The organism is Nocardiopsis sp. KDC1DS13DA1 (genome assembly GCF_055632325.1).
In genome coordinates this window covers 207,455-231,693 of the sequence record NZ_JBVMUY010000035.1, presented here as the reverse complement: position 1 = coordinate 231,693, position 24,239 = coordinate 207,455, and the positions used below count along the sequence as shown (strand labels likewise).

General features: G+C 72.2%; 19 protein-coding genes and 1 pseudogene. 9 read left to right on the top strand and 11 right to left on the bottom strand.

Annotated elements, in window-relative coordinates; genetic code table 11:
• The first annotated feature begins 448 nt into the window (after window positions 1-448).
• Window positions 449-1,771, top strand: a complete 1,323-nt coding sequence (gene aspS / locus ACTVAJ_RS23845) for an aspartate--tRNA(Asn) ligase (protein WP_470390466.1) — start codon at window positions 449-451, stop codon at window positions 1,769-1,771.
• 52 nt (window positions 1,772-1,823) lie between these two features.
• Here aspS and ACTVAJ_RS23840 read toward each other — a convergent pair whose 3' ends face one another.
• Window positions 1,824-1,958, bottom strand: a complete 135-nt coding sequence (locus ACTVAJ_RS23840; protein ID WP_470390465.1) for a hypothetical protein — start codon at window positions 1,956-1,958, stop codon at window positions 1,824-1,826.
• An 83-nt stretch (window positions 1,959-2,041) separates the two neighbouring features.
• Window positions 2,042-2,284: pseudogene (locus tag ACTVAJ_RS23835) on the bottom strand (glutamate--tRNA ligase family protein); the annotation flags it as partial.
• Between the two features lie 202 nt (window positions 2,285-2,486).
• On the opposite strand from ACTVAJ_RS23835, the gene ACTVAJ_RS23830 reads away from it, so the two are divergent.
• Complete coding sequence (locus ACTVAJ_RS23830; RefSeq protein WP_470390464.1) at window positions 2,487-3,032, top strand: class IV adenylate cyclase; 546 nt, start codon at window positions 2,487-2,489, stop codon at window positions 3,030-3,032.
• Between the two features lie 90 nt (window positions 3,033-3,122).
• Window positions 3,123-4,853, top strand: a complete 1,731-nt coding sequence (argS, locus tag ACTVAJ_RS23825; RefSeq protein WP_470390463.1) for an arginine--tRNA ligase — start codon at window positions 3,123-3,125, stop codon at window positions 4,851-4,853.
• Window positions 4,854-5,014: 161 nt separating this feature from the next.
• Here argS and ACTVAJ_RS23820 read toward each other — a convergent pair whose 3' ends face one another.
• Window positions 5,015-5,752 carry a GntR family transcriptional regulator gene (locus ACTVAJ_RS23820; RefSeq protein WP_470390462.1) on the bottom strand — a complete coding sequence of 246 codons (738 nt, stop codon included), beginning with the start codon at window positions 5,750-5,752 and terminating at the stop codon, window positions 5,015-5,017.
• A gap of 341 nt (window positions 5,753-6,093) precedes the next feature.
• On the opposite strand from ACTVAJ_RS23820, the gene ACTVAJ_RS23815 reads away from it, so the two are divergent.
• Window positions 6,094-6,609, top strand: a complete 516-nt coding sequence (locus tag ACTVAJ_RS23815; protein WP_470390461.1) for an ATP-binding protein — start codon at window positions 6,094-6,096, stop codon at window positions 6,607-6,609.
• A gap of 135 nt (window positions 6,610-6,744) precedes the next feature.
• The gene (locus ACTVAJ_RS23810; RefSeq protein ID WP_470390460.1) at window positions 6,745-7,176 is read left to right on the top strand and encodes a hypothetical protein; all 432 of its coding nucleotides are present in this window, start codon (window positions 6,745-6,747) and stop codon (window positions 7,174-7,176) included.
• Window positions 7,177-7,239: 63 nt separating this feature from the next.
• On the opposite strand, the gene ACTVAJ_RS23805 is transcribed toward ACTVAJ_RS23810, so the two are convergent.
• The 5 genes from ACTVAJ_RS23805 to ACTVAJ_RS23785 all read right to left on the bottom strand — a co-directional run bounded on the left by ACTVAJ_RS23805 (window position 7,240) and on the right by ACTVAJ_RS23785 (window position 12,201).
• Window positions 7,240-7,635 (bottom strand): RidA family protein, encoded by a 396-nt coding sequence (locus ACTVAJ_RS23805; RefSeq protein WP_470390459.1) that lies wholly within the window; start codon window positions 7,633-7,635, stop codon window positions 7,240-7,242.
• Between the two features lies 1 nt (window position 7,636).
• A complete protein-coding gene (locus ACTVAJ_RS23800) occupies window positions 7,637-8,860 on the bottom strand; it encodes an MFS transporter (RefSeq protein WP_470390458.1) in 1,224 nt (407 codons plus the stop codon).
• Between the two features lie 112 nt (window positions 8,861-8,972).
• Window positions 8,973-9,443: an RrF2 family transcriptional regulator gene (locus ACTVAJ_RS23795; RefSeq protein WP_470390457.1), complete on the bottom strand. Its 471-nt coding sequence runs from the start codon at window positions 9,441-9,443 to the stop codon at window positions 8,973-8,975.
• Between the two features lie 92 nt (window positions 9,444-9,535).
• Window positions 9,536-10,339, bottom strand: coding sequence for an SAM-dependent methyltransferase (locus ACTVAJ_RS23790; RefSeq protein WP_470390456.1), 804 nt, complete (start codon window positions 10,337-10,339; stop codon window positions 9,536-9,538).
• Between the two features lie 71 nt (window positions 10,340-10,410).
• On the bottom strand, window positions 10,411-12,201 hold the full coding sequence (locus ACTVAJ_RS23785; RefSeq protein WP_470390455.1) for an immunity 49 family protein: 1,791 nt from the start codon (window positions 12,199-12,201) through the stop codon (window positions 10,411-10,413).
• 228 nt (window positions 12,202-12,429) lie between these two features.
• Here ACTVAJ_RS23785 and ACTVAJ_RS23780 point away from each other — a divergent pair, with 228 nt between their 5' ends.
• Window positions 12,430-15,090 (top strand): penicillin acylase family protein, encoded by a 2,661-nt coding sequence (locus ACTVAJ_RS23780; RefSeq protein ID WP_470390454.1) that lies wholly within the window; start codon window positions 12,430-12,432, stop codon window positions 15,088-15,090.
• Between the two features lie 98 nt (window positions 15,091-15,188).
• Here the strand turns inward: ACTVAJ_RS23780 and ACTVAJ_RS23775 are convergent, their stop codons facing one another.
• Window positions 15,189-16,079, bottom strand: coding sequence for an oxidoreductase (locus ACTVAJ_RS23775; RefSeq protein WP_470390453.1), 891 nt, complete (start codon window positions 16,077-16,079; stop codon window positions 15,189-15,191).
• 81 nt (window positions 16,080-16,160) lie between these two features.
• Between ACTVAJ_RS23775 and ACTVAJ_RS23770 the strand changes: the two genes are divergently transcribed.
• Both ACTVAJ_RS23770 and ACTVAJ_RS23765 read left to right on the top strand, forming a co-directional pair.
• On the top strand, window positions 16,161-16,751 hold the full coding sequence (locus ACTVAJ_RS23770; protein WP_470390452.1) for a TetR/AcrR family transcriptional regulator: 591 nt from the start codon (window positions 16,161-16,163) through the stop codon (window positions 16,749-16,751).
• A 75-nt stretch (window positions 16,752-16,826) separates the two neighbouring features.
• Window positions 16,827-18,467 (top strand): nucleotidyl transferase AbiEii/AbiGii toxin family protein, encoded by a 1,641-nt coding sequence (locus ACTVAJ_RS23765; RefSeq protein ID WP_470390451.1) that lies wholly within the window; start codon window positions 16,827-16,829, stop codon window positions 18,465-18,467.
• Here ACTVAJ_RS23765 and ACTVAJ_RS23760 read toward each other — a convergent pair.
• The gene (locus tag ACTVAJ_RS23760; RefSeq protein ID WP_470390450.1) at window positions 18,454-21,840 is read right to left on the bottom strand and encodes an ATP-binding protein; all 3,387 of its coding nucleotides are present in this window, start codon (window positions 21,838-21,840) and stop codon (window positions 18,454-18,456) included. The genes ACTVAJ_RS23765 and ACTVAJ_RS23760 overlap by 14 nt on opposite strands.
• 206 nt (window positions 21,841-22,046) lie before the next feature.
• Here ACTVAJ_RS23760 and ACTVAJ_RS23755 point away from each other — a divergent pair, with 206 nt between their 5' ends.
• Window positions 22,047-22,925: an alpha/beta fold hydrolase gene (locus ACTVAJ_RS23755; protein WP_470390537.1), complete on the top strand. Its 879-nt coding sequence runs from the start codon at window positions 22,047-22,049 to the stop codon at window positions 22,923-22,925.
• A 13-nt stretch (window positions 22,926-22,938) separates the two neighbouring features.
• Here the strand turns inward: ACTVAJ_RS23755 and ACTVAJ_RS23750 are convergent, their stop codons facing one another.
• Entirely contained in the window at window positions 22,939-24,216 is a 1,278-nt protein-coding gene (locus ACTVAJ_RS23750) for a hypothetical protein (RefSeq protein ID WP_470390449.1), read from the bottom strand.
• Between the last annotated feature and the right edge of the window lie 23 nt (window positions 24,217-24,239).

Here is a 24,239-nt window from a genome sequence, read left to right as displayed (position 1 = left end):
CGATCGCGGCGGCGCCCGTCCCCACGAGAGCTGAGCTGGCTCCTCCGGGTGGGGAAGAACATCAGAACCGTGATTCGGGTATCGGCCACACCTGTATACCGAGTCCTCGCCCAATCCCAACTTTCAGTAGTCATGTCTTGCCTCGTTGCGTTGGCCGCTTGCAGTCTCCTATCCTTTCTCGCAACGCGTTGACGGAGACGAGTAGCCGCGGGATCGCGTGAGCCGAGAGAACTGCCGGTAGCTGGGAAGGCGGTCTCGCGCCCCACGGTGAAGACCCTCCCGAGTGCGGGGAGGAACGGTCCTCTGCGGCCCCATGCTCCGCCGGATGGCTCCCGTCACAGGGCCCGAACGAGGTCGCCGTCCGAGCGACGAAAGTGCGGTGGCACCGCGAGTTGCCCTTCTCGCCCGCACTCCCAAGGGATCATGACGAGTCCTTTGGAGGACTGCTGTGATCCACCCGACGAACCGTGTACTGGTCGCTGACCTGCGAGAACACGTCGGAGAGTCTGTCTCGATCTCAGGATGGGTGAACACCCTCCGCCTGCAGAGCAAGATCCAGTTCGTGGTCGTGAGGGACCACACCGGCATGGCCCAGGTCACGCACAAGCGAGGGGGCGCTGGTGACGTTGTTGAGGCGGAGCTGGAGCGCCTAACCACGGAGTCAGCCATCCGCATCACTGGCCGTGTGGTCGACAACCCCATCGTCAAGCTCGGTGGACTGGAGATCATCCCCGAGTCCGTCGAGATCCTGAACCTGGCCGAGGCTCCTTTGCCCATCGACGAGCACACCGGGCTCGAACAGCGCCTGGACTGGCGCTTCCTGGACGTGCGTCGCCGCTTCCCCGCCCAGGTGCTCTTCACCGTGCAGACCACCCTCGAACAGGGCATGCGCGAGTACGCCTACGAGCAGGGGTGCACCGAGATGCACACCCCCAAGCTGATGGGCACCGCCTCGGAGTCCGGCGCTGAGGTGTTCAAGCTCGGCTACTTCGACCGAGACGCCTATCTGGCCCAGTCACCGCAGTTTTTCAAGCAGATGGCGATCGCGGCCGGTATCGACAAGGTGTTCGAAATCGGCCCCGTCTTCCGCGCCGAGCCCTCCTTCACCTCCCGGCACGCGACCGAGTTCACCGGTGTGGACATCGAGTTGGCCTGGATCTCGGACGTCGAAGACGTCATGGCCTTCGAAGAGCAGATGCTCACGCACGCCCTGGCCAAAGTCGCCGACGCCCACGGCGAGGCGATCCGGGAAGCGTTCGGTGTCGAGGTGACGGTCCCGTCGCTGCCGTTCCCGCGGATCACCATGGCCCAAGCCCAGGACATCCTCCGCACCGAGGGCTGGGACCCCGAAGGCGGCAAGGAGGACCTGGACCCGGAGGGGGAACGCGGGATCGCCGCCCACATCCAGCGGGAGACAGGGCACGAATTCGTCTTCGTCACTGACTACCCGGCCAGTATCCGGCCCTTCTACCACATGCGTCCGGCCGGACGGCCCGACCTCACGTGCAGCTTCGACCTGATGTGGAAGGGGCTGGAGATCACCACCGGCGCCCAGCGCGAGCACCGGCACAACATCCTGCTCAAACAGGCCGCCGAGAAGGGCATGAACACCGGGCCCATGCAGGACTACCTGAACACCTTCCGGTACGGCTGCCCGCCGCACGGCGGTCTCGGCATGGGCCTCAGCCGTGTCCTGATGGTCCTGCTCGGCCTGGACTCCATCCGCGAGGCCAGTTTCCTCTTCCGCGGCCCCAACCGGCTGACGCCGTAGAGACGCACCTGGGGTGGACCTGCCCGTCGTGGCAGGACCACCCCGGTTCCCGTCAGTAGCGAGTATTGCGCAGGTCGTGGAGCCAGGCTTCGGCGGGATGATCATCCCAGTAGCAGCGCAGGGCCACTTCCCGTTCGGCGTAGAAGACGTGGTGACACAGGGCTCCGTGGGAGAGGTTGATGCTCATGCTGAGCGGGGTACCCAGTGCGGGGTGAGAGTGTGGCTCCACAGCATGTCTCCCGGCTCACTACGGATGGAGAGACGCTCAGCGTCGTTGTGGGCGAGCGGTTCTTCGGCTGTGGTTTTACCGATGACGGCGTTCTCTGCCACGAGGACGCCCTCGGTCCACTCGGGGCGGGAGCGGGCGGCGTCGGTGTCCTCGATCCCCAGCACCAGACGGCCACCGGATTGTCGTGCGACCACCCAGTTCAGCAGCAGGGACCGGGCGTTGCCCACGTGGAACATGCCCCGGTCGGGAACGGTGCACCTGGTGCGAATCGAGGTGTCAGCCACTCGAAAACTCTATCCCCGTAGAGTCTCGTTGTTTCCGATGGGCCAAAGGCTGTCGGCTCACGTTAAGAGGGTGATGGGGCAACCCCATCGAGTTCTGCGCACCGTGGCCTCGGGAACGGGAGAGCACCGTACCCAGGAAGCCGCCCACCGCCTCCCCCGGCCTTCGGTGAACACACACCCGTCAAGGAGGGAACCCGGCACCATGAGCACGATCGAGTACGAGGCCAAGGTCCTGGAGATCGACCCCGACCAAGTGGCCCGGCTCATCCTGGGCAAAGGCGGCACCGATCTGGGCGACATGCTGCAACGCCGCTACGTCTACGACATCGACCCCGCTGACACCTCGCGCTGGGTGCGCCTGCGCGACACCGGTGACCGGGTCACGCTCACGGTCAAGGAGGTCGAGTCCGACGCCATCGGCGGCACCCGTGAGACCGAGACCGAGGTCGGTGACTTCGAGACCGCCAACACCCTGCTGGGCAAGCTCGGCTACCGCCCCAGGGCCTATCAGGAGAACCACCGGCACAGCTTCACCCTTGACGGCGGCCGACTGGAGATCGACACCTGGCCGCGCATCCCCGCCTACCTGGAGATCGAGGCCGACAGCCGCGCCGAGGTCGTGCGCGTCGCCGCTCTGCTCGGCTACACCGAAGCCGACCTGACGGGAGAGAACACCACCAAGGTCTACGCCCGCTACGGCATCGACCTGTCCGCCGTCACCGACCTGCGCTTCGATCCGGACTCCTGAAATATCCAGGTGACCGGGCGCGACGCGCCTGCCACACTGGGCCAAACCTCGAGCCCGGCCCCGGGAAGCACAACAGGAAACGGAGTCACCGTGACAGGGGACATCGGAGACGAGATCGGCTGGCGTGTCGTAGTCGCCGTCGGTGCCGCGTTCGGCGTGGCGTGCGGGCTTGAGGACGCCGTGGTCCGACCCTCCCAGCGTGAGGGTGTGGACTACCAGGTCAACGCCGCTATGACGCTGGCCAAGCGACTCCGACGCCCTTCCCGCGAGGTCGCTGAGACCATCGTCGCCCACCTCGACCTGGCCGACATGGCCGAGGAGACGGAGGTGGCCGGTCCGGGGTTCATCAACATCACCCTGTCCACGTCCTGGCTGGGCGAGCACACCGGCCGACTCGCGGCCGACGTCCGCCTCGGCTACGTACCGGCCACCAGCCCACAGCGGGTCATCATCGACTACTCCTCGCCCAACATGGCCAAGGAGATGCACGTCGGTCACCTGCGGTCCACCATCATCGGTGACAGCCTGGTGCGACTCATGGAGTTCGCCGGACACGAGGTCATCCGACAGAACCACATCGGCGATTGGGGAACCCCGTTCGGCATGCTGGTCGAACACCTCATCGACGAGGGCCTGGCCGAACACGAGTTCAGCATCGGTGACCTGAACGTCTTCTACCAGCAGGCGCGCACCAAGTTCGACGCCGACGAGGACTTCGCCGAACGCGCCCGCGCCCGCGTCGTCGCCCTCCAGGCCGCAGACCCCGCCACGCTGGAGCTGTGGGACCGGCTGCTCACCGAGTCCAAGCACCACATCGAGGCCGTCTACGAGCTGCTCGGCGCCCGGCTGACCCCCGACGACTACAAGGGCGAGAGCACCTACCAGCCCTGGTTGAACGACGTCGCCGACGAGCTGACCCGGCGCGGCATCGCCCAGGACAGCGACGGCGCCCTGTGCGTGTTCCTCGACGGGTTCACCGGCCGCGACGACCACCCGGTGCCGCTCATCGTCCGCAAGCGCGACGGCGGATTCGGCTATGACGCGACCGACCTGGCCACGATCCGTCACCGGGCCCGGGACCTCAAGGGCGACCACCTCATCTACGTGGTGGGCGCCCCGCAGGCCCTGCACTTCGCGATGATCTTCGCCGCCGCACGCAAAGCCGACTGGATCAGTCCCGAGACCACGACGACCCACGTGGGGTTCGGCAGCGTCCTGGGAGAGGACGGCCGGATGCTGCGCACCCGCGCCGGTGCCTCGCTCAAGCTCACCGACCTGCTCGACGAGGCCGTGGAGCGGGCTGGCGCCGTGGGCGCCGACCGGACCGACCTGCCCGAGCAGGAACGGAAGGACATCGCGCGAGCGGTGGGCGTCGGCGCGGTGAAGTACGCGGACCTGTCCTCGGACCGGGAGAAGGACTACGTCTTCGACTGGGACCGGATGCTGGCCATGGACGGCAACACCGCCGTCTACCTCCAGTACGCGCTCGCCCGGATCCGCTCGATCCTGCGCCGAGCGGACAAGGCCCCGCCGCTCGGGTCACCGGTGACGCTGACCGAGCAGGCCGAACGCGACCTGGCCCTGCGCCTGGCCCGCTTCCCGGAGGCGGTGCAGACGACCATCGCCCACCTCCAGCCGCACCGGATGGCCACGTACCTGTTCGACCTCGCGACCGCGTTCAGTTCCTTCTACGAGAACTGCCCCGTGCTCAAGTCCGAGGGGCGGGTGCGCGAGTCCAGGCTCGCGCTGGCCGCGCACACAGCGGCCGTTCTGGAGCGGGGGCTCGACCTGCTCGGCATCACCGCTCCCGAGCGACTGTAGGAAGCCGTCCCGGGGCGGGGATCCCTGTGTGGGTCCCGCTCCGGCTACCCCTGCGTCGTTTTGAGGACTGCGACGAGGCCCGTCCGCTCAGAGCTGGAGTAGCTGTAGCTGCTCTCGCGCCATCTTGTGGCGTCCACGGCAAGGCCGCCAGTCTCACCGGGTCAGAACTGGTCGGAACCGACGGCCTGGCCGATCGGGAAGACATGCCGCGATGCGGCGCAGATCGTCTCCAGAGCGTGAACGGGGACGTCCTCGGCGGAGTAACTGACCCGGAGCACCTGGACGACCCACTCGTCGGGCACGTCGAGGAGGTCCGCCTCGTAGGGCGTCGGCGGTCGGACGGTCAGGGTTTCCGTGGCGTGCCCGAAGGCGTGCCCGAGGCCTTCGATCGCGTCCTGGAGGGTGGGGAGGACGAAACCCTCCCCCGCCAGCCGGGTCCCCTCCGCCACGTCGAGGCGGAAATAGGAGGTCGAGATGCGCACCGGGACATCGTTCGCCCAGAACATCTTCCGCCGCGCGACCACATCATCGCCTGGTTCCGTGCGCAGACCGGTGGCGACATGCTCGGAAGCGGGCTCTCGACCGACGAAGAGCATCTTTCGCTTCGGTTCGAGCCCCTGCTGCTCGGCCTCGGTGAGATAGAGGCTCTTGGATCCGCGAGTACTCGGCGGCGTCGGGAGTGCGCGCTGCACGAGGACACGGGGGCGAGGTTCGAGTGGCCCCTCGGGCGCCTTGTGGGACGTGCTGCTGCCCGCCTTCTTCATCTGGCTCACCCGGCCCGGCGAGACTCCGAGCTGCCGGGCGATCTCGTCCTGGCGCATGCCCGACCTCTGGGCCTCCACGATGGCGCCACGCCGGATCCGTGACAGTTCCACGCTCTGCCCCTGCAAAGTGGTCATTGCTGAGGAGGCCGCGCGGGCTCTCTCTACCGGGTCCGAGATGGCGGCGATGTCGTGCAATGTCCTGGCGTCCAAGGTGCGTCCTCATGATCGGTTGCTCCACCAGACTTTAGCCCCCCTATTGCAATCGCGGAAAGGTGGGTCTACTGTCGTCGAAGACGAGGTTTAGCCCCCCTAAATCGACTCGATCCCGCGCGGACCGCTGTTGGTGGAGCGGTTGTCGGTCACACGCTCAGTGTGCCCCAGGCGGCTGAACCTCCGTGTACCGGCCACCGCGCCGTCGTGGACCTGGCGGTCACCGACTACGCAGTGGCCCAGATCCTGATACCCGAGGAGCTGCGATGTCCGGATTCGAGGTGCCGAGGCCGCGATGCGGCCACAGCCAGGACCGGCGGGTGGTGGGTGGGTTGCCGGTCCGTGTCAGGAGCCAGCGCCTGGGGGTGTCCGCCGCGTACTTCGACGGGACACCTGCGCAGGTCGGCCGGATCCGAACCTGGTGCGCGGGGGCCACCGGGTTGGACGAGGAAGCGACCACCGTCGTCAAGCTGGTCGTCAGTGAGCTGGCGACCAACGCCGTTGTCCACACCGCCTCGGGCGGCCGGTGCGGTCGGGTCAAGGTCACCGTGGAGGTGCTGCCCGGCCGGGTCGTCCTGGTCTCCGTGACCGACGACGGCCCTCGGGCCCTGCGGCCGATCACGGTTCCGGCCCTGACCGAGCACGTTGACGACGCGAAGCCGTCCGGGCGCGGGCTGCGCCTGGTAGCCGCGCTGGCGGAGAAGTGGTGGTGGACCGGGTGCCCGGGCGGGCCGCTGACCGTGTGGGCGCTGATCGACCCCGATCGCGACCTGGACACCTGAAGCCCTGGTGGGAAGCGCAGCCCCACAAGGCCGATGACACCCGCCCAGGCCACAGAGACACAGATGCCCCGATCGGTGCTTAGGACCACCGAGCCGGGGCGTGATCAACCACCTGAACCAAGCAGGAGGACGACCGTGCCACACACTACCGGCCGCCACCGCAGGCGGCACCGAACCCTCGCGGGCCAACTCTGGGCCCTCGTCACCACAGCGCTGGCGACCGCCCTGGCCTGCGTGTTCGTCCCCAGCACGCCGACTCGAACCGCGATCGGCCCCACTCCGGACCGACGCGAACTCCCGCCCGGCGCACCCAAGGAGTCCAGGCCACTCCCCGCGATCCCGGGGCCCTCGGCCACCGACCCCGACGAGACCGGCGGGGCACTCGTCCGCCCCTACATGTACCCGCGCCCCCAGCGTCGGGCGACGGCGACCATCCCCCGGCCACGGGTCCCGGTCGGTGACCTCCTGGCCCCGGTCCCCGCCCCTCCCCCACGACAGGGTGAGTTCGACGAACTCGCCAGCCTGGTCCGCGTCTACCTCGCCACCGGCGGTTCCCCCGCCACCTGAGCCGAACGCCCTCCCGCTCGGGCGGCGACCGGCACGGCCGCCGCCCGAGCGGCACAACGAGCATCAGCCCCGAACGGCCAACGCGTCGACCTCGAACAGCATCCCCGGCAGCGCCAGCGTCGCCACCCCCAGGAGGGTCTGCGCGGGCGGCTTCCCGCCCCAGATCGCGTGCACGCGCTCCCCGAGGACCTCCAGCTTGCCCAGGTCGTGGTCGACGACGTACGTCCCCAGCCGGACGACGTGCCGGTACTCCAACCCCGCGGCCTCCAGCGCCGTGCCCAGGTGGGCGAAGGCCAGCTCCACCTGCCCGGCGAAGTCCGCCACCGCCACCCCGCCCTGGGGGTCGGACCCGTACTGCCCCGCGACGACCACCAGCTCTCCCGAGGTCTCGGCCAGGTGCGAGTACCCGAACGGCACCGGGTCGTGCAGGCCCTCGGGGTTGCTCAGCGTGTGCGCCATGTCAGCTCCTTCGACTCGATGTGCGGAACCCGGCGAGCACCGCGCCCGCCAGGACGATGAGGACGACCCCCGCCAACGGGGTCGCGGCGACGGAGAACCCGTCGGCCACCCGCCCGCCCAGCAGCGCACCCAGGGCGATGGCCAGGTTGAACGCGCAGACCAGCAGCGCCGTGGCGGCCTCGGGGACCTCCGGCGCGTGCCGCAGCATCCAGGTCTGCACACCCACCGACACCCCGCCGTAGGCCAGGCCCCAGACGACGAGCGCCGCGACGGCGGCGACGGGAACACCGCCGAGGAACGCGAGCGTTCCCAGCGCCGCGGTCAGCCCCGCGGTGATGAACAGGAGGGTGCGGCGGACGTCCCGGCCGCTCCCGGCCAGGAAGTTCCCCGCGATCCCCGCCACCCCGTAGACCAGCAGCAGTACGCCGGTCAGCGCCGCGTCCACCCCGGCGACGTCGGTCAGGAGCGGCCGGACGAAGGTGTAGGCGGTGAACTGTCCGGTGACCAGCAGCAGCGTCAGTACCACCCCCGTGCGCACCCCCCGGTGCCGCACCAGCAGCGTGGGCAGGTCGGCCGGGCGCGTGGCGGCCCGGGCGGGAAGGGTCGGCAACAGGACGAGCAGGAGGACCAGGGCCACCGCCCCCAGAGCGGCCACCGCGAGGAAGGCGGCCCGCCACCCGGCGAGGTCGCCGACGAGCGTCCCGAGCGGCACACCCAGCACCGACGCCGAGGACACCCCGCCGAAGACCACCGCCGTCGCGCGCGGCACGTGGCGTTCCGGGACGAGACGGGGCGCCAGCCCCCCGGCGATCGCCCAGAACCCGCCGATCCCCACCCCCACGAGCACCCGGGCGACCAGGACGGGGGCGATGTGGTCGGCGAGCGCGCAGACGGCGTTCGCGGCGGTCATCAGCGCGATGAACACGGCCAGCAGCGTGCGCCGGTCGACCCGCGCGAGGAACACGGCGACCGCCGGTGCCGTCCCGGCCGCCACGAGCCCGGGCACGGTGACCATGAGCGCGGCCGTCCCCTCACTGACGGACAGGTCCGCGCCGACGACGGTGAGCAGTCCGACCGGGAGCAGTTCGGTGGTCATGAGCGCGAAGATCCCGAGCGCCACGGCCGACACCGCGAACCACGCGTTACGGCTGCCGGGGGCGTCCGTCCGGACGGCGTCCCCGCCTGAGACGTCTCCGCCGCGCACGCCCCCGCTCGGGGCGCTCACGTCACCACCTCGAACACTGAGAACTCATAAACATAGATAGGAAACATCCAGGATTACCCCCAAGCAAAGCCCCTCCCGGGGAGGGGCCCGTCGTCGTCGGTCGGCCGCGAGGTCAGTCGGCCGCGAACCAGCTCCGCACGCGCACCGGAGCCTCGGGCGCCGTGCGCTCCACCGACGCCTTGATCTCCGCGAGCGTCTGCGCCCCGAGCTCACGCCGCCAGGCGAGTTCGGCCCTGCGCATGGCCAGGTCGATCTGGCAGGAACCGACCGGGGGCTCGTCCGGCGCGCCCGGCCCCTGGTTCCGGATCTCCGTGCACTGGAACGCCTCCTCCCGCCCCTCGATCGCACCCACCACGTCCATGAGGGTGATCTCCTCGGGGGCGCGCGCCAGCCGGAAGCCGCCGCGCGGACCGGGGGTCGAGTACACGATCCCGCCCCGCGCCAACGCCTGGAGCTGCTTGTTCATGTACGCCGCGGGCAGCCCGTAGAACTCCGCCAGCCTGGCGCTGGGCACCGCCCGCTCCGGGCCCACCCACGTGAGGTTGAGGCAGCTGTGCAGGCCCCACTCGACCCCTTCGGACATCCGCATAATCATGGACATTAGATGTCCAGGTCCCATCGCGCAAGTACGAACCCCGCCGGACCCCCGGCCGCGGACGCGACACCAGCACCCCGCTACCCCTTGCGGGCGACCCCGCCGAAGTCGTCCAGGGGCCGGACCGCGCCCACCTCGGCCGGGTCCGGACGCCACTCGGTCACGGAGACCACGCCCGGTTCCAGCAGCTCCAGGCCCTCGAAGAACCCGGCGATCCGCTCGGGCGTGCGGTTGACCCGGGGGTTCTCCCCTGCCTCGTTCCACTGCCGGATCATCTCGTCCATCTCGGCGGGGGCGATGACGTCGGTGTCGTCGCACAGCACCAGGTAGCTGCCGACGGGCAGGGCGTCCACGAGTCGGCGGACGAGGGCGTAGGCCTCCCCGTCCTCGACCACGTGCGCGGTGATGCCCAGCAGCAACAGCGCGGTCGGACGGGACAGGTCCAGCGTCCCGGCGGCCTCCCGGAGGATCCGCTCGGGGTCGCGCAGGTCGGCGTCGATGTAGTCGGTCGCGCCCTCGGGGCTGCCCGTGAGCAGGGCCCGGGCGTGCGTGAGCACGAGCGGGTCGTGGTCGACGTAGACGATCCGCGCGGCCGGGTCGTGCGCCTGGGCGACCTCGTGGGTGTTGTTGGCGGTGGGCAGCCCGGTGCCCACGTCCAGGAACTGGTCGACACCGGCCTCGGTGACCAGGTGGCGGACCGTGCGCACGAGGAACGCCCGCTGGGCGACGGCGATCTCGGCGATCATCGGGTTGGCGGCACGGATCTGGTCGCCCACGGCCCGGTCGGCCGGGTAGTTGTCCTTACCGCCCAGCCAGTAGTTCCACACGCGCGCCGAGTGCGGCACCGACGTGTCCAGGGGGTGGTTCGGGGAGGGGGTGGTCATGGGGCCCTTCGTTCGTCGACCGTCGTTCGCGGCCAACCTAGACCACCCCGATCCCCTACGCCACAGGGCTTTCAGGCGCCGGCGAAGAGCCCGGCGGCGTGGTCCAGGACGCCAGCCGGCAGGTAGTCGCTCTCCACGGGGACGTCCCAGCCGCGGGCCCGCGCCAGGCAGGCCAGGGCGAGCAGACGCGTGTTGACGTATCCCTCAGTCCTTCCGCGCATCTCACCCACGCCGTAGGCGTCCCTGTGCGCCTCCAGCGCGTCGGCCAGCGCCAGGGCGAACCCCTCCCGGTCCCCGGCGACCAACTGGGAGAGCAGCACGACCGGCGGTGGCGGGGAGTTTGGGGCCGCCCGGTGGCGGGACAGGGCCGTCAGCGCGTCGTCCGTCGCCGCGCGGGCCTCCGTCACCAGCTCCGCGGCGTCCCGCGCCCCGGGTTCGGCGGTGCCGCACCGGGCCGTCTCGGCGCGCAGGTACGCGAGCGACGCCGCCCGGTACCGCTGGTAGACGTTGACGCCGATCCTGGCCGAAGCGGAGTCGAAGGTGCCCGTGGGGTGGGCCAGCAGCGCGTCCAGCCGCTCCCGGGAGCCGGAGAGCACCGCGTACTCGACGGCGGCCACGCGCGCTTCCTCCCTGGTGTCGCGGCTGGGCTTCATGGGACGCAGGAAGCCGGTGGTCCGGCCGAAGGTGACCTCGACGTCCTCCTCGGCCGTCACGGCGGCGAAGACCCCGGCGGTGTACTGGGAGGCGTGGGTGAGGGCCTCCAGCTGACGCGGGTCGCGGGCCCGCGGGTCGACCAGCGAGCGGTACCGGAAGCAGCTGAGCTCGTCCTCGGCGCGGCGGTGGATCGACCACGGGCGCAGCTCCCGCACCGCCCCGGGAGCCCAGTCCTTTCCCAGGTTCTCGGCGCTGTACTCGTCGCAGCGCTCCAGGATCCGGTCGATGTGCTCGGGCACGTCGGCCTCTCGCTCCACGGCCAACCGCCCCTCGGCCAGCTCCCGCAGCGCCCCGGCGTCCTTGTCGGCGCCGTAGGCACCGACGCGGGGAACGCGCCACCTCTCCTCCCCCAGGACGAGGCGGCGGGGCAGGTAGTCGGTGTCCAGGGGCTGCTCCCACCCCTCGATCCGGACCGCCATCGCGGCGAAGGCGATCGCCTCGATCGGCAGGAGGGACGCGGGGTGATCCTCGGACGCCCCGTCACGGTGGGCCTGGATCCGGGTCGTCATCAGCTTCCGGAAGAGCTCCTCCTCGCCGGACAGCAGCGTGTGCAGCTGCATCAGGTCGGGGTGGGGCAGTTTCCCCTCACCCGCGATCCCGGTGACCGCGGTGTCGACGTAGCCGAGGATCTGGTCCCGTTCGGCCCCCGTCTCGGGGAAGAGGTAGTAGGTCAGAGCGCGCGCCAGGACCTCCCCCTCGTCGAAGGTCGAGGCGAGGGAGATGAGGGCACTCGCGTTCTGCTCGTGGATCCCGGCGACCAGGCACAGGTACAGGGTCCGGATCCACTTCCAGGCCGAGGGAGTGCTGGGGCTGGTGCCCTCCCCCCTCCCCTCGTAGATCACTCCGGTGCCCGTGTAGGTGGTGTCCACGGAGAACGAGGCGGAGGCGGGCGCGTGGTCCAGTTTGAGCGCCCCGATCCGGGCCTCGGCCGCCGAGTACAGGGCGGTGAAGGCGTCGGCGTCGATCCCGGGCCGCTCCGCCGACCGCGCTCCGGCGTAGGCGAGCAGATCACCGGCGATGAAGTCCCAACCGTGGAGGGACCGCCCCGCCTCCTGCTCCCGATGGACGGCGCCGCCGATCTCGTCGGCGAAGCCCCTCGTGGCCTTGGCCAGGGCCTCGGCCCGCACCTCGTGCCGTTCGATACGCACTGGTCTCCCGTGTCCCTTCCGTCGCGCGGTGCACCGGACGCCCGGTCGCGGGCCCGGTCACCCGACGGAGTCTGGCACTGCGCGGCGACAGGACGGGCGGGGCGAACGAGACGGGTGACTCCGGAACGTGGGAAACCTGCGCCGCACGGTATTTACCCGTAGGTAACAATTGGGTCGACCGCTCCAGAGACCTGGATCACGTGGCGCCGCGCACTCTAGTGTTCCGGCATGAGTGTCTTGCGCAGCCGTGCCCTCGTTCGCGTACTTCTGGGCTTTCTCGCAGCCGTCGTGGTGCTGGCCCTGACCGCCACGCTGCTGGGGATATGGGCCGTCCGCCGTTCCTTCCCGGAGACCTCGGGCGAGCTCACCCTCCCCGGCCTCGACTCCCCCGTCAGCGTCCTGCGCGACGAGTACGGCGTCGCCCACGTCTACGCCGACACCTCGCACGACCTCTTCATGGCCCAGGGGTTCACCCACGCCCAGGAGCGCTTCTGGGAGATGGACTTCCGCCGCCACGTCACCGCGGGCCGGACCGCCGAGCTGTTCGGCCCCGACCAGGTCGAGACCGACGCCTACCTGCGCACGATGGGCTGGCGGCGCGTCGCCGAGCAGGAGTACGACCTGCTCGACGAGCAGACCCAGGGCCACCTGGACGCCTACGCCGAGGGCGTCAACGCCTGGATCGGGGAGCACGAGGGCACCGCCGCCAGCCTGGAGCACGGCCTGCTCGCCGTCACCGCCGACGACTACGCCATCGAGGCCTGGACGCCCGCCGACAGCCTCGCCTGGCTGAAGGCCATGGCCTGGGACCTGGGCGGCAACCTCAGCGAGGAGACCGAGCGCGCCGTCCTCCTCGCCTCCGGCCTCACCCGCGACCAGATCGACGAGCTCTACCCCGCCTACCCCGTCGACCAGCACACGCCGATCACCGCGACCGACGAGCTCAACGGCGCCGGGACCGACGCCGCGCAGGCCGACGAGCGCCGCGCCCCCGGTGCGGCCCCGACCGACACCTCCGGCACGACCGGCGTCCCCGAGTCCGCGGACACCCCCGCCGCCGCGTCCACGGGGCCCGGCCTCCCCGAGGACGCCCTCGCCGCCGTCGACGGCCTCGACCGGATCTTTGAGGCGATCCCCGGCCTCCTCGGCCCCGCCTCCAGCTCCGACCTGGGCTCCAACTCCTGGGTGGTCTCGGGCGAGCACACCGAGTCCGGCCTGCCGCTCCTGGCCAACGACCCCCACCTGGGCGCGTCGATGCCCTCCACCTGGTTCCAGGTCGGACTGCACTGCAACGAGATCACCGACGCCTGCCCCTACGACGTCACCGGGTTCAGCTTCTCCGGCCTGCCCGGCGTGGTCATCGGCCAGAACGAGTCCATCGCCTGGGGGCTGACCAACCTCAACCCCGACGTCATGGACCTCTACGTGGAGCGGATCGACGGCGACCACCACATCGTGGACGGTGAGCGCGTCCCCCTGGAGGTCGTCGAGGAGACGATCGCCGTCGCCGGAGGCGAGGACGTCGACATCACCGTCCGCCTGACCGGGCACGGCCCGCTGATCTCCGACGCCGAGGCCGGGTCGCACCTGGCCCCCGTGACCGAGAACCCGCAGATCGCCGAACCCGCGGAGGCGGAGGACGGCGGGGCGGACTCCGCCGACGGCGCGGACGGCTTCGAGTACGGCGTCGCCCTCCAGTGGACCGCCCTGGAGCCCGGGACCACCGCCGAGTCCATCTTCGCCATCAACCGCGCCCGCGACTGGGCCGACTTCCGCGAGGCGGCCAGCCGCTTCGACGTCCCCGCGCAGAACCTCGTCTACGCCGACGCCGAGGGCAACATCGGCTACCAGGCGCCCGGCCGCGTCCCCGTGCGCGGCGAGGGCGACGGCCGCTGGCCCGCCCCCGGCTGGGACTCCGCCTACGACTGGGGCGACTACCTGGCCTTCGACGACCTTCCCAGCGTGTACAACCCCGGCTCCGGGGTCATCGTGACCGCCAACCAGTCCCTCGTGGACAGCGAGTACCCCCACCACCTGACCGACGACTGGGACTACGGCTACCGGAGCCAGCGGATCAACGACCTCCTCGACCAGGCGATCACCGAGGGCCCGGTGACCTCGGCGGACATGTCCGCGATCCACATGGACTCCTACCACCTGGCCGCCGCCGAGGCCCTCCCCCACCTGCTGGAGGTCGAGGTGGACGGCGTCACGGCCCAGGCGCAGGACCTGCTGCGCGGCTGGGACGGCCACACCGGCCCCGACTCGGCGGGCGCCGCCTTCTACCAGGCGTTCTGGCGCCACCTGCTGCCGCTGCTCTTCGACGAGCTGGGCGACGGCGTGGCCATGAGCGGCAGCTCGCGCGGGATGTACGTGGTCAACCGGCTGCTGGCCGACCCCGAGTCCGCCTGGTGGGACGGCGAGGGCGCCAGCGGTCGCGACGAGGTCCTGGCCGCCGCGATGGACGCCGCCGCCGAGGAGCTCACCGAGCGCCTGGGCGGGGACCCGGCCGACTGGCGCTGGGGCGACCTGCACACCCTGACCGCGACCAACCAGTCCTTCGGCACCTCCGGGATCGGCCCGGTCGAGTGGCTGCTCAACCGCGGCCCGGTGGAGAGTTCGGGCGGGTCCAGCATCGTCAACGCCACCGGCTGGAACACGGCCGAGGGCTACGAGATCTCCGCCGTGCCCTCCATGCGCATGGTGGTGGACCTCGCCGACCGGGACGCCTCCACCTGGATCCACCTCACCGGCAACTCGGGGCACGCCTTCCACCCCAACTACGACGACCAGTTGGAGGCGTGGGCCGCGGGCGAGACCCTGCCGTTCACCGTCTCCCGGGAGGGTGTGGCGGAGGCCGCGGTGGACGAGCTGACCCTGGTCCCGTAACCCGTTCCCCGGTGGCACCGCCGCCGCGCCCCCGTCCGGAGCTCTCCGACCGTACGGGGGCGCGGCTGTTCAGGGACGAGGCGGTGCGGCGGACCGGTTCAGTCGCCCCGCACCAGATCCGGGAACCCCACGCCGGTGAGCTCCTCGGACACCGTCCACAGCCGCCGCGCGGCGACCGAGTCCCACGCCGCCTCGCTCCGGCTGCACAGTCCGGGGGCGCCGCGTGTTCCCCCCATCTTCGTGGGACCGGCGAAGGCGGCCCCCGGCACGTCCTGGGTGGCGGCGTAGATCGTGGGCAGCGCTCCGGCGGCCCCGCTCTGGGCGATCAGCCTGTTCCCCACGGCCATCAGCGCCCGGGCCAGGGGGTTGGCGGCGTGGCTCTGGAGGTTGGTGGCCGCGTACCCGGGGTGGGCGGCGGTCGAGAGCACCGGCGACCCCGCCGCCTCCAGCCGCCGCTGCAACTCCAGCGTGAACAGCAGGTTGGCGAGCTTGGACCGGGCGTAGGCGCGGCCCGGCGTGTAACCGGAGTCGAACTGCAGGTTGTCGAAGTCGATGCCGCGCGCCGCCCGGTGCAGGTCGGAGGAGACCGTCACCACCCGACCGGTGACGTGCGTCAACAACAGGTTGGTGAGAGCGAAGTGGCCGAGGTGGTTGACGCCGAACTGCGTCTCGAACCCGTCCCTGGTGTACGACTGGGGCAGGGCCATCACGCCCGCGTTGTTGACGAGCAGGTGGATCGGCCCGTCCCACTCCTGCGCGAACGCGCGCACCGACCCCAGGTCGGCGAGGTCGAGCCGGCGCACCTCCGTGTCGCCGCCGACCGACTTCGCGGCGGTCCGCCCCTTCTCCTCGTCGCGCACCGCCATCACCACCCGCATGCCCTTGCCGGCGAGGACGCGGGTGGTCTCCAGGCCCAGGCCGCTGTTGGCCCCGGTGACGACCGCCGTGCGGCCGCTCAGGTCGGGGATCGTGACCGCTTTCGTCTTCATCGCGCCACCGTAGGCGACCCCGAGCCAAGTGGTCAATGACAACAATGCTGGCGGCAGAAACATCCCGCCTATCCTGGTGCCATGCCCGACCGCCCCTATCACCACGGTGACCTGCGCGCCGCCCTCCTCGCCAACGCCGAACGCGCCCTCGGCGAGCGTGGCCCGGCCGCGCTGTCCCTGCGCGAACTCGCCCGTGAGGCGGGTGTGAGCCACGCCGCCCCCGGCCGCCACTTCAGGGACAAGCAGGCCCTGCTCGACGCCCTGGCGCTCAGCGGGTTCGAGCGGCTCACCGAGCGCCTGGAGCGCGCGGCCGGGGACGGGGAGGGGGACGACACCCTCGCCAACCTCACCAGGCTGGCCCGCACCTACGTGGGGTTCGCCGTCGAGCACCCCGCCCTGCTCGACCTCATGTACACGCGCAAGCACGACCCCGACGTCTCCGAACAGCTCGCGGCGGCGGTCGGGCGCATGCTCGACTCGGTGGTGAGCCCGATCAGGGAGGGGCAGGCCGCCGGGGAGATCGCCGAGGGGGACCCGTTCACCATCGCGATGACCGTGTCCGCCACCCTGCACGGCTTCGTCATGTTCAAGGCGGGCGCCGACCCCGCCGACACCGAGGCCTACCTCGCCGACGTGATGAGGGTCCTCTACGACGGGATCGCCCCGCGCTGAAACGAACCGCGCCGGGCACCGGCACGTCCCACGGAGACGAACCGGCTCCGGCCAGAAACCAGAGGAAAGGGCCCCGTGGAGTTCCCCGGCGACTTCGAGACCCATCTGACCCTGGACGCGCCCACCCCGGAGCGCGTCGACGAGGCGGCCGCGTGGGCGGGCGCGAACGGGCTGAAGTTCACCCACATCCAGCTCGACCGGGGTGCCCGCGCCTCCCAGCCCATGGTCACCTACCACGGTCACGGGACGCTCAGCCAGGAGCTGAGGATCGCCGAGGAGTGGACCGGGCGCCTGGCAGGGGCCGGGTTCGGGGTGACCCGCACCAAGATCGAGGCCTCCCCGTTCAACGTCGACGTCCCCCGCACCCGTGAGGAGGCGCTGGCCCTCCCGCCGCACTGCTACTTCGAGCACCACGTCAAACTGCTGCTCGCCCCGGACGCAGACCTCGACGCGCTCTCCCGGCTCGTCGAACCGCACCGCGCACGGCTCTCCCGCAACGCCCGCCGGGTGCGCGCGGACGGCTGCCAGGAGCGGTTCGTCACCCAGCGCTGCTCGCGGGTGGGCCTTCCGACGGCCGTGACCCTCCTGGAACGGCTCAGGGAGGAACTGAGGGAGCAGGGCCTGGACCGGGTGTGGCGGTACGGGGAACCGGAACCCGAGAGCAGGATCGTCGACCTCGAACGCGAGTTCGTCGTGTACGACAGCGCGCTCGACCTGGACGCCGGGTGGATGGACGCCGCACCGGTGGCCGCCGGGACCGAACCCCCCTCGCGTCGGCCGTGGTCGTCGTCGCAGAGGCGCTACCCCGACACCTACCTGCCGAACACCGCGGGACCGCACGCCAGCCAGGAGAGGGTGTTCGACCCCGCCCTCAAGGAGTTCCAGAACGCCTACCGGCCCGGCGAACCCGTCTTCGACGACCTGGATCTCACGGCCCGGTGGTGGGACACCCAGCAGCACGCCATGGAGCAGGCCCTGAGGACGATCGCCGCCACCCGCTGGGGCGACCACCTGGTCCTGCGCGGCAGCATGCTCATGCCCGTGTGGGTCGGCGACGCCGCCCGGCGCGCCCGCGACCTGGACTTCGTGGTCGTCCCGGCGGACATGGAACCGATCGGCGAGGACGCCTCCCGGATGCTCGACGACCTGGTGGGCGCGTTCGACGGCGCCATCGGCAACCTCCCAGGCCTCCGCTTCCATCCCGACGGGGCGCGGTCGGAGAGCATCTGGACCTACGAGCGCGCCGAGGGGCGCCGGATCGTCGTCCCGTGGTCGCGGGAGGACCTGCCCGGGGGCACGGTGCAGATCGACGTCGTGTTCGGCGAACCGCTTCCGGAGCCGCCCGTCCGGGCACGGGTCGGACCGGCGGAGGTCCTGGCGGCCGGCCCGGAGCTGTCGCTGGCGTGGAAGGTCCTGTGGCTGTTCACGGACATGCACCCGCAGGGCAAGGACCTGTACGACGCCGTGCTCCTGGCCGAGAACTCGTCCCTGTCCCGCGACCTGATGTTGAGGGTCCTGGGGCCGCTGGCGCGGGAGGAGATGGGTATGGACGCCGAGGAGGTGGACGAGCGGTACCTGCGCGGGTCCGGTGCCCTCCGGGCCGTCGGGCAGGGGTGGGAGCACTTCGTCCGCGACTGCCCGTGGGTCGAGGGCGGGGCCGAGGAGTGGCTGGCCCGGTTCGAGACCGCCCTGGCCCCGGTGTTCAGGAAGGGCTGAGCCCGAGCGCCCGGCGCGCGGCGGCCGCCCAGTGCGGGGAGCCCGCGCGCTCGGCGACCGCCAGCGCCCGCCGCCGGTGCCGCTCCGCCTCGTCCGGCATGTCCAGCGCCTCGGCCAACGCGCCCAGGTACCCCGCCACGGGGCCGAGCGTGAGCAGCCCGGTCTGCGCCCCCGCGAGCTCCCCGGCGGCCGGGAGTAGCCGTGCGTAGGCCCGTTCCATCGCCGAGCGGTCGCCCGTCCGGAGGGCGACCAGCGCGGCGAGGGCCGTGCGGACCTCCAGGAGCAGGTCCGGCGGCGCATCCTCCGGAAGCGTCTCGGTCGCCGCGGTGAACTCGCCCCTCCGCGCCAGGTCGAGTGCCCGGACCCAGGGCGCGAACGGCCCGGTGTCGGCGGTGACCGCCTCCCCGGCGGCGAACGCGGCCCCGGCACCCTCACCGGTCTGGATCCGCAGGCAGAGAAGGGCGAACGGCAGCAGTCCGCGTTCCATCCCGCGCATACCGCTCCGCCGCAGCCCCGCGGACGCGGACCGGTACGCCGCCTCCGCCTCGCCGACGCGCCCGGCCAGGGCGAGACGCAGGGCGGCGTACCACTCGGTGAACACGCCCACGAGCGGGATCCCGTACTCCCGGGCCAGCCGGTCCGCGGCGGCGGCGTGCTCGTCGGCGGTGTCCAGGTCGGCGAGCGCCGCGTGCGCCTGGAGCAGGATGAGGCGGCCCAGCACCTCGAAACCGACCAGGGAGTGCCGTCGGGCGAGGTCGACCAGTTCCGTTCCCAGGTCGGCCCGCGCACCGGCCAGCCCCGCCCGCTCGAAGGAGTGCATGAACCGCGCGTTGAGCGCGAACGCCAGCAGTTCCGGATCGTCCAGTTCACGGGCGAGCGTCTCGGCCCCGCGTGCCGCCGAACGGCCCCGCCCGCCCGGGACGCCCCGCAGTTCCATCGCGACGGTGGCGAGCAGGCGGCAGCGCTGCGCCCGGTACCGCTCCGGGAGAGCGGCGAGCGCGCGCTCGGCCGCCGCCACCACGTGCCGGGACAGGGCCTCGTCGTCGTTGGCGGTCCAGATCGCGGGGACGTCGAACGCCCCGAGGACGGCGGCGGTCTGGAGGGGGTCGCCGAGTTCCTCCGCCATTGCGGCCGCCTCGCCCCGGTGGCGGCGGGCGCCCTCCAGATCACCGGTGAAGGCGAGCGCGCGGACCAGCCCCATGACCAGGTCGAGCCGTTCCCGCGCGACGCTACCGGGCTCGGTGTCCGTACCGTCCGTGTCGCCCCCGCCCTCCGCGGCGCCCGCACCGGTCCCCCGGTCGCGGGCGGCCAGCGCCTCCCGCCACAGACGGGCCGCCTGGTGCGGGGCGAAGTCCCGTTCGGCCCGCCGGGCGGCCTCACGCGCGTACCGTGCGGCCTTCCCCGGCTCGGCGCTGCTCCCGGCGCGCACGTAGTGGTGGGCGAGGGCGTCGACGTCGTGGGGGCGCAGCCGTTCGACCGCCTCGGCGATCCGCGCGTGCAGGCGGGCCCGGCGGACGCCGGCGACCTCCTCGCGGAGCGCGTCCCGCACCAGGTCGTGCGCGAACCGCGCCCGCTCCGGTCCGGCGGCCACCATCAGGCCCTCACGCTCGGCGGACTCCACCGCTCGCAGCGCCTCCTCCTCCCCGGCGAGGGCGGACAGGACGTCGGTGTCGACCTCCCGGCCGACCACCGCCGCCTGGCGGAGAACGCCCCGGTCGGCCTCCGGGAGCCGGGTGGCACGGCGGCGGACCACGTCCCGCACCCCGGCGGGGACCGCCTCCAGCGCGGCGGGCCCCTCGTCGCGGAGCAGGCGGGCGAGTTCCCCGGTGTAGAACGGGTTGCCTCCGGTACGCCGGTGGACGGCGCGCACGGTGGCGGCGTCCACCGGCCCGTCCAGGGTGGCGCGGAGGATCTCCCCGACCGCCGTCGCGTCGAGCCCGCCCAGGTGGACGCGGGCCGGTTCGGCCCTGGCCAGCCGCCCCAGCGCCTCGGTCAGGGACGGGCCGATCTCGGTGGCCCGGTAGGTGCCCACGACCGCGACGGGCGCCGCGACCCCCGCACCCGCCAGGAACGCCAGGAGGGAGAGCGTCTCCTCGCCCGACCACTGGAGGTCGTCGAGGACGAGCAGCAGCGGCGCGGTATCGGCGACCCGGGCCAGGTGGTCGGCGACGGCGCGGTGGGCGCGGAACCGGGCGGCAGCCGCCTCCCCGGGCGTCAGCCGGTCCGGGTCCCCGACGGTCCGGGAGACCTCCGGCGGCGTCGGGTGCCCGGCCCGGTCGAGCGAGGTGAGCACCTGGGTCCACGGCCAGAGGCCGGGCGCGCCCTCCTGCTCGGGGCCGCGCCCCCAGGCCGCCGTCCACCCCCGCCCCTCCAGCCGCGCGGTGAGCGCCTCGGCCAGCGTGGTCTTGCCCTCGCCCGCGTCACCGCAGACCAGGGCGACACCGAGCGCCCGACGCGACACAACCCCGTCGGCGACCTCCACCAGCCGCGCCATCTCCCCGTCCCTGCCGACGAACGGCCGTCCCCCCGGGCCGACCGAACCGGCCGGGCCGCGCACCGCGGGCGGACCGGCCGGGAGCCGTTCGGAGGTCGCGTGCCGCGGCCCCTCCAGGACCGCCGCCCGGGTGAGGATGTCGGTCTCCAGGCTCCGCAGCCCGGGGCCGGGGTCCACACCCAGCTCCCCGGCCAACCCAGCCCGCGCCCGGCGCAGGGCGGCCAGGGCGTCCCCCTGCCGGTCGGACCGGTACAGGGCGAGCGCCAACAGCCGCCAGGACTCCTCGCGCCAGGGGTGGCCGGTGGTCTGCGCCTCCAGGTCGGGTACGGCCTCGGCCGCCCGTCCGAGCGCCAGCAGCGACCGCGCCCTCAGGTCCACCGCCAGTGTCCGCAGTTCACCGAGTCGGGCGGCGTCGGCGCGCGCCCAGTCGGCGTCGGCGAACTCCGCGTAGGCGGGACCGCGCCACAGGCGCAGGGCCCCGTCGGCCTCGGCCAGGGCGGCCGCCCCGTCCCCGTGCTCCAGCAGACGTCCCGCGGCCTCCAGAGCACTCTCCAGGCGCCGGGCGTCGACCGACTCCGGCGGGGTGCGCAGCGCGTACCCCGGGCCGACCGTGACCAGGAGTCGCGCGGGCGCCCGGGGCGGCCGGTCCGGTTCCAGCGCCCGGCGCAGTTCCCCGACGAACGTGCGGATCGCGCCGACCGCGCCGCGCGGGGGGTCGTCCCACAGGTCGTCGACGAACCGCTCCACGGGCACCACCCGTCCCCGGGCCACCAGGAGCCGCGCCAGGACCGCCCGGTGCCGCGCCCCCCTGAGCCTGATCGGCCCGCGCTCGTCGGCCGCCTCGATCGGCCCGAGCACTCCGAACGTCACCGACGACACGACCACCCCCGTACAGCCCCGTGTTCCGGTCCGCACCGTACGCCGCAGGCGCACCGTAGGGACCACGGTCCCCAACCTATCCCCGCCTGGCCCGGCGGCCCGCGCCCCGGCGGCGCTGATCCGCCGCTGACCGGGTGCTGATCCGCCCGGCGCAGGATCGTGGCACGCCGCCGGACCAAGCGGCGCCGACACCACGAGGAGCCATGATGGAACCGACGATCAGCGGATTCGACTACCAGCGCGTACCCGTGGCGGACGGGGTCGCCCTGAACGCCGCCGTCGGCGGGTCGGGCAGCCCGGTCGTCCTGCTGCACGGGTTCCCCCAGACCCACCTGATGTGGCGGCACGTCGCCGCCGACCTGGCCGCCGACCACACCGTGATCTGCCCCGACCTGCGCGGGTACGGAGACAGCGACAAGCCGCAGGACACCGACGGGAACGCCTACGCCAAGCGCACGATGGCGGCGGACGTCGTCTCGCTCGCCCGCGCCCTGGGCCACGACCGGTTCGCCCTGGCGGGCCACGACCGGGGCGCCCTCGTGGCGGTCCGCGCCGGGCTCGACCATCCGGAGACGGTCACCCACCTGGCGTCGCTGGACGTCCTGCCGACCCTGGACATGTGGGACGTCATGCAGGGTGTGTCGGCCGCCGTGGGGTTCCACCTCTACCTGATGGCGCAGCCGCCCGGCCTGCCGGAGGAGATGATCGGTGCGGCCCCGGACGCGTTCTTCGGTCACTTCCTGGACGTCTGGTCGAACTCCCCCGAGGCGATCCCCGACGAGGTCCGCGACGCCTACCTGCGGGCGTGCCGTGCGGCGGTGCCCTCGATCGTCGCCGACTACCGCGCCTCGGCCGGCGTCGACGTCGGGCACGACGAGCACGACCGCGCGGCGGGGAACCGGTTGGCCATGCCGGTGACGGTGCTCCAGCAGGACTGGGGCGCGGCGCTGGGGTTCGACGCCGCCGCCCGGTGGCGCGCCTGGGCCGCCGACCTGCACCACGCCACGGTCTCGTGCGGCCACTTCATGGCGGAGGAGGCACCGGCCGAGGTCGTCGGGGCGCTGCGGGCCCTCCTGGCGCGCTGAGCCGACCGGGCTCTCATCCGCGGGCGGGCCGGACGAACGGGTCGGCGGGCGGGTCGAGGGGGATGGCGTCGTCGAGCAGCCACACCCAGTCCGGCCGCCACTCGGGGGCGCGGCGGGCCATCTCGGCCCGGACGTCCCCGATCGGGACACCCCCGCCGACCGCGAACCGCCCGCCCCACTCCGGCCAGTGGTCGTAGGCCCGCTCCACCTCCACGGTGTCGGCGGTGGCGCGCACGCGGAGGAAGAACCACATGCCCCGCTCGGGATGTCCTTCGGTACGGCGCAGGTCGAAGGGGATCCCCTCGATCCCCCTCAACTCCTCCAACCGGGTACCCGCGTCGTCCACCAACAGTGGGCTGGCCGCCATCTCCAGGCACGTCGCGGAGTAGGTGACCGGGCCGCCGTGGTTCTTCGCCAGATCGCTCAGGGCGCCGCACAGGCGTTTCAGCTGATCGGTCTCCGGTGGAGCGGGCCGATCCAACTCCCGGGCGGCGCGCGCCACCGGCGCCACCAGGTGTTGCCACTCGTTCAGGCTGATCGCCCAGGGGCCCGGACGGTCTGCGGGACGCCCGCTCCCGGCGGGCACCTCCGGGAGGGGGCGTTCCTCCTCCGTCAGCCCGGCTCGCGCGAACACCGCCATCGCCGCGTCCACGTCGAAACCCGCTTCGCTCTCCTTGAGCAGGACGGCCAGGGGCGCCAGATCGCCGGAACCGACCCGCCCGGCCATGACGGGCACGGCTACCACCCTGACCATCGCGGAGAGTTCGTCGGCCCCGGGCCACGTGTCCTCGTCCGTCTCGTAGGAGAAACCGATCTGGTCGACGACGTCCGCGAGGTCCTCGACCGCCGCGTCCAGGGACGAGTACCTCCGCATCATGATGCCCAGACCGTCCTCGTCCAGACCGTCCGGGTACGGGGCCCGTCCCCACGACCCGTCCCACCAGTAGGCGAAACCGACGGCCCGTTCTCCCTCGACCTGCTCCACCCACGGCCACGGAAGCCATTCCGGAGCCTCGGCGAACAGGTCGACCGGCCGTCGGTGGCCGCTGTCCGTACTTCCGGTGCGGTCCCACCCGAGCAGGAGGAACCGACCGCCCTCGACCCGCGCCAACCGCCACCAGTTGCCACCGCCGTCCTCCATGTAGAGGGAGTCGTCGGTCAACCGCCGGTACTCGGGGAAGAAGTCGTCACTCCCGGCGGCCAGGGCCGCCGTCAGCGTCCCCAGCCCCCAGAGCACCGTCGGGTCGGGCAGGTCCTCGGACCGTCCCGGGCTGTGGAATCGGTTCGGCACGTGCTCTCCCCCATGGTTCTTCT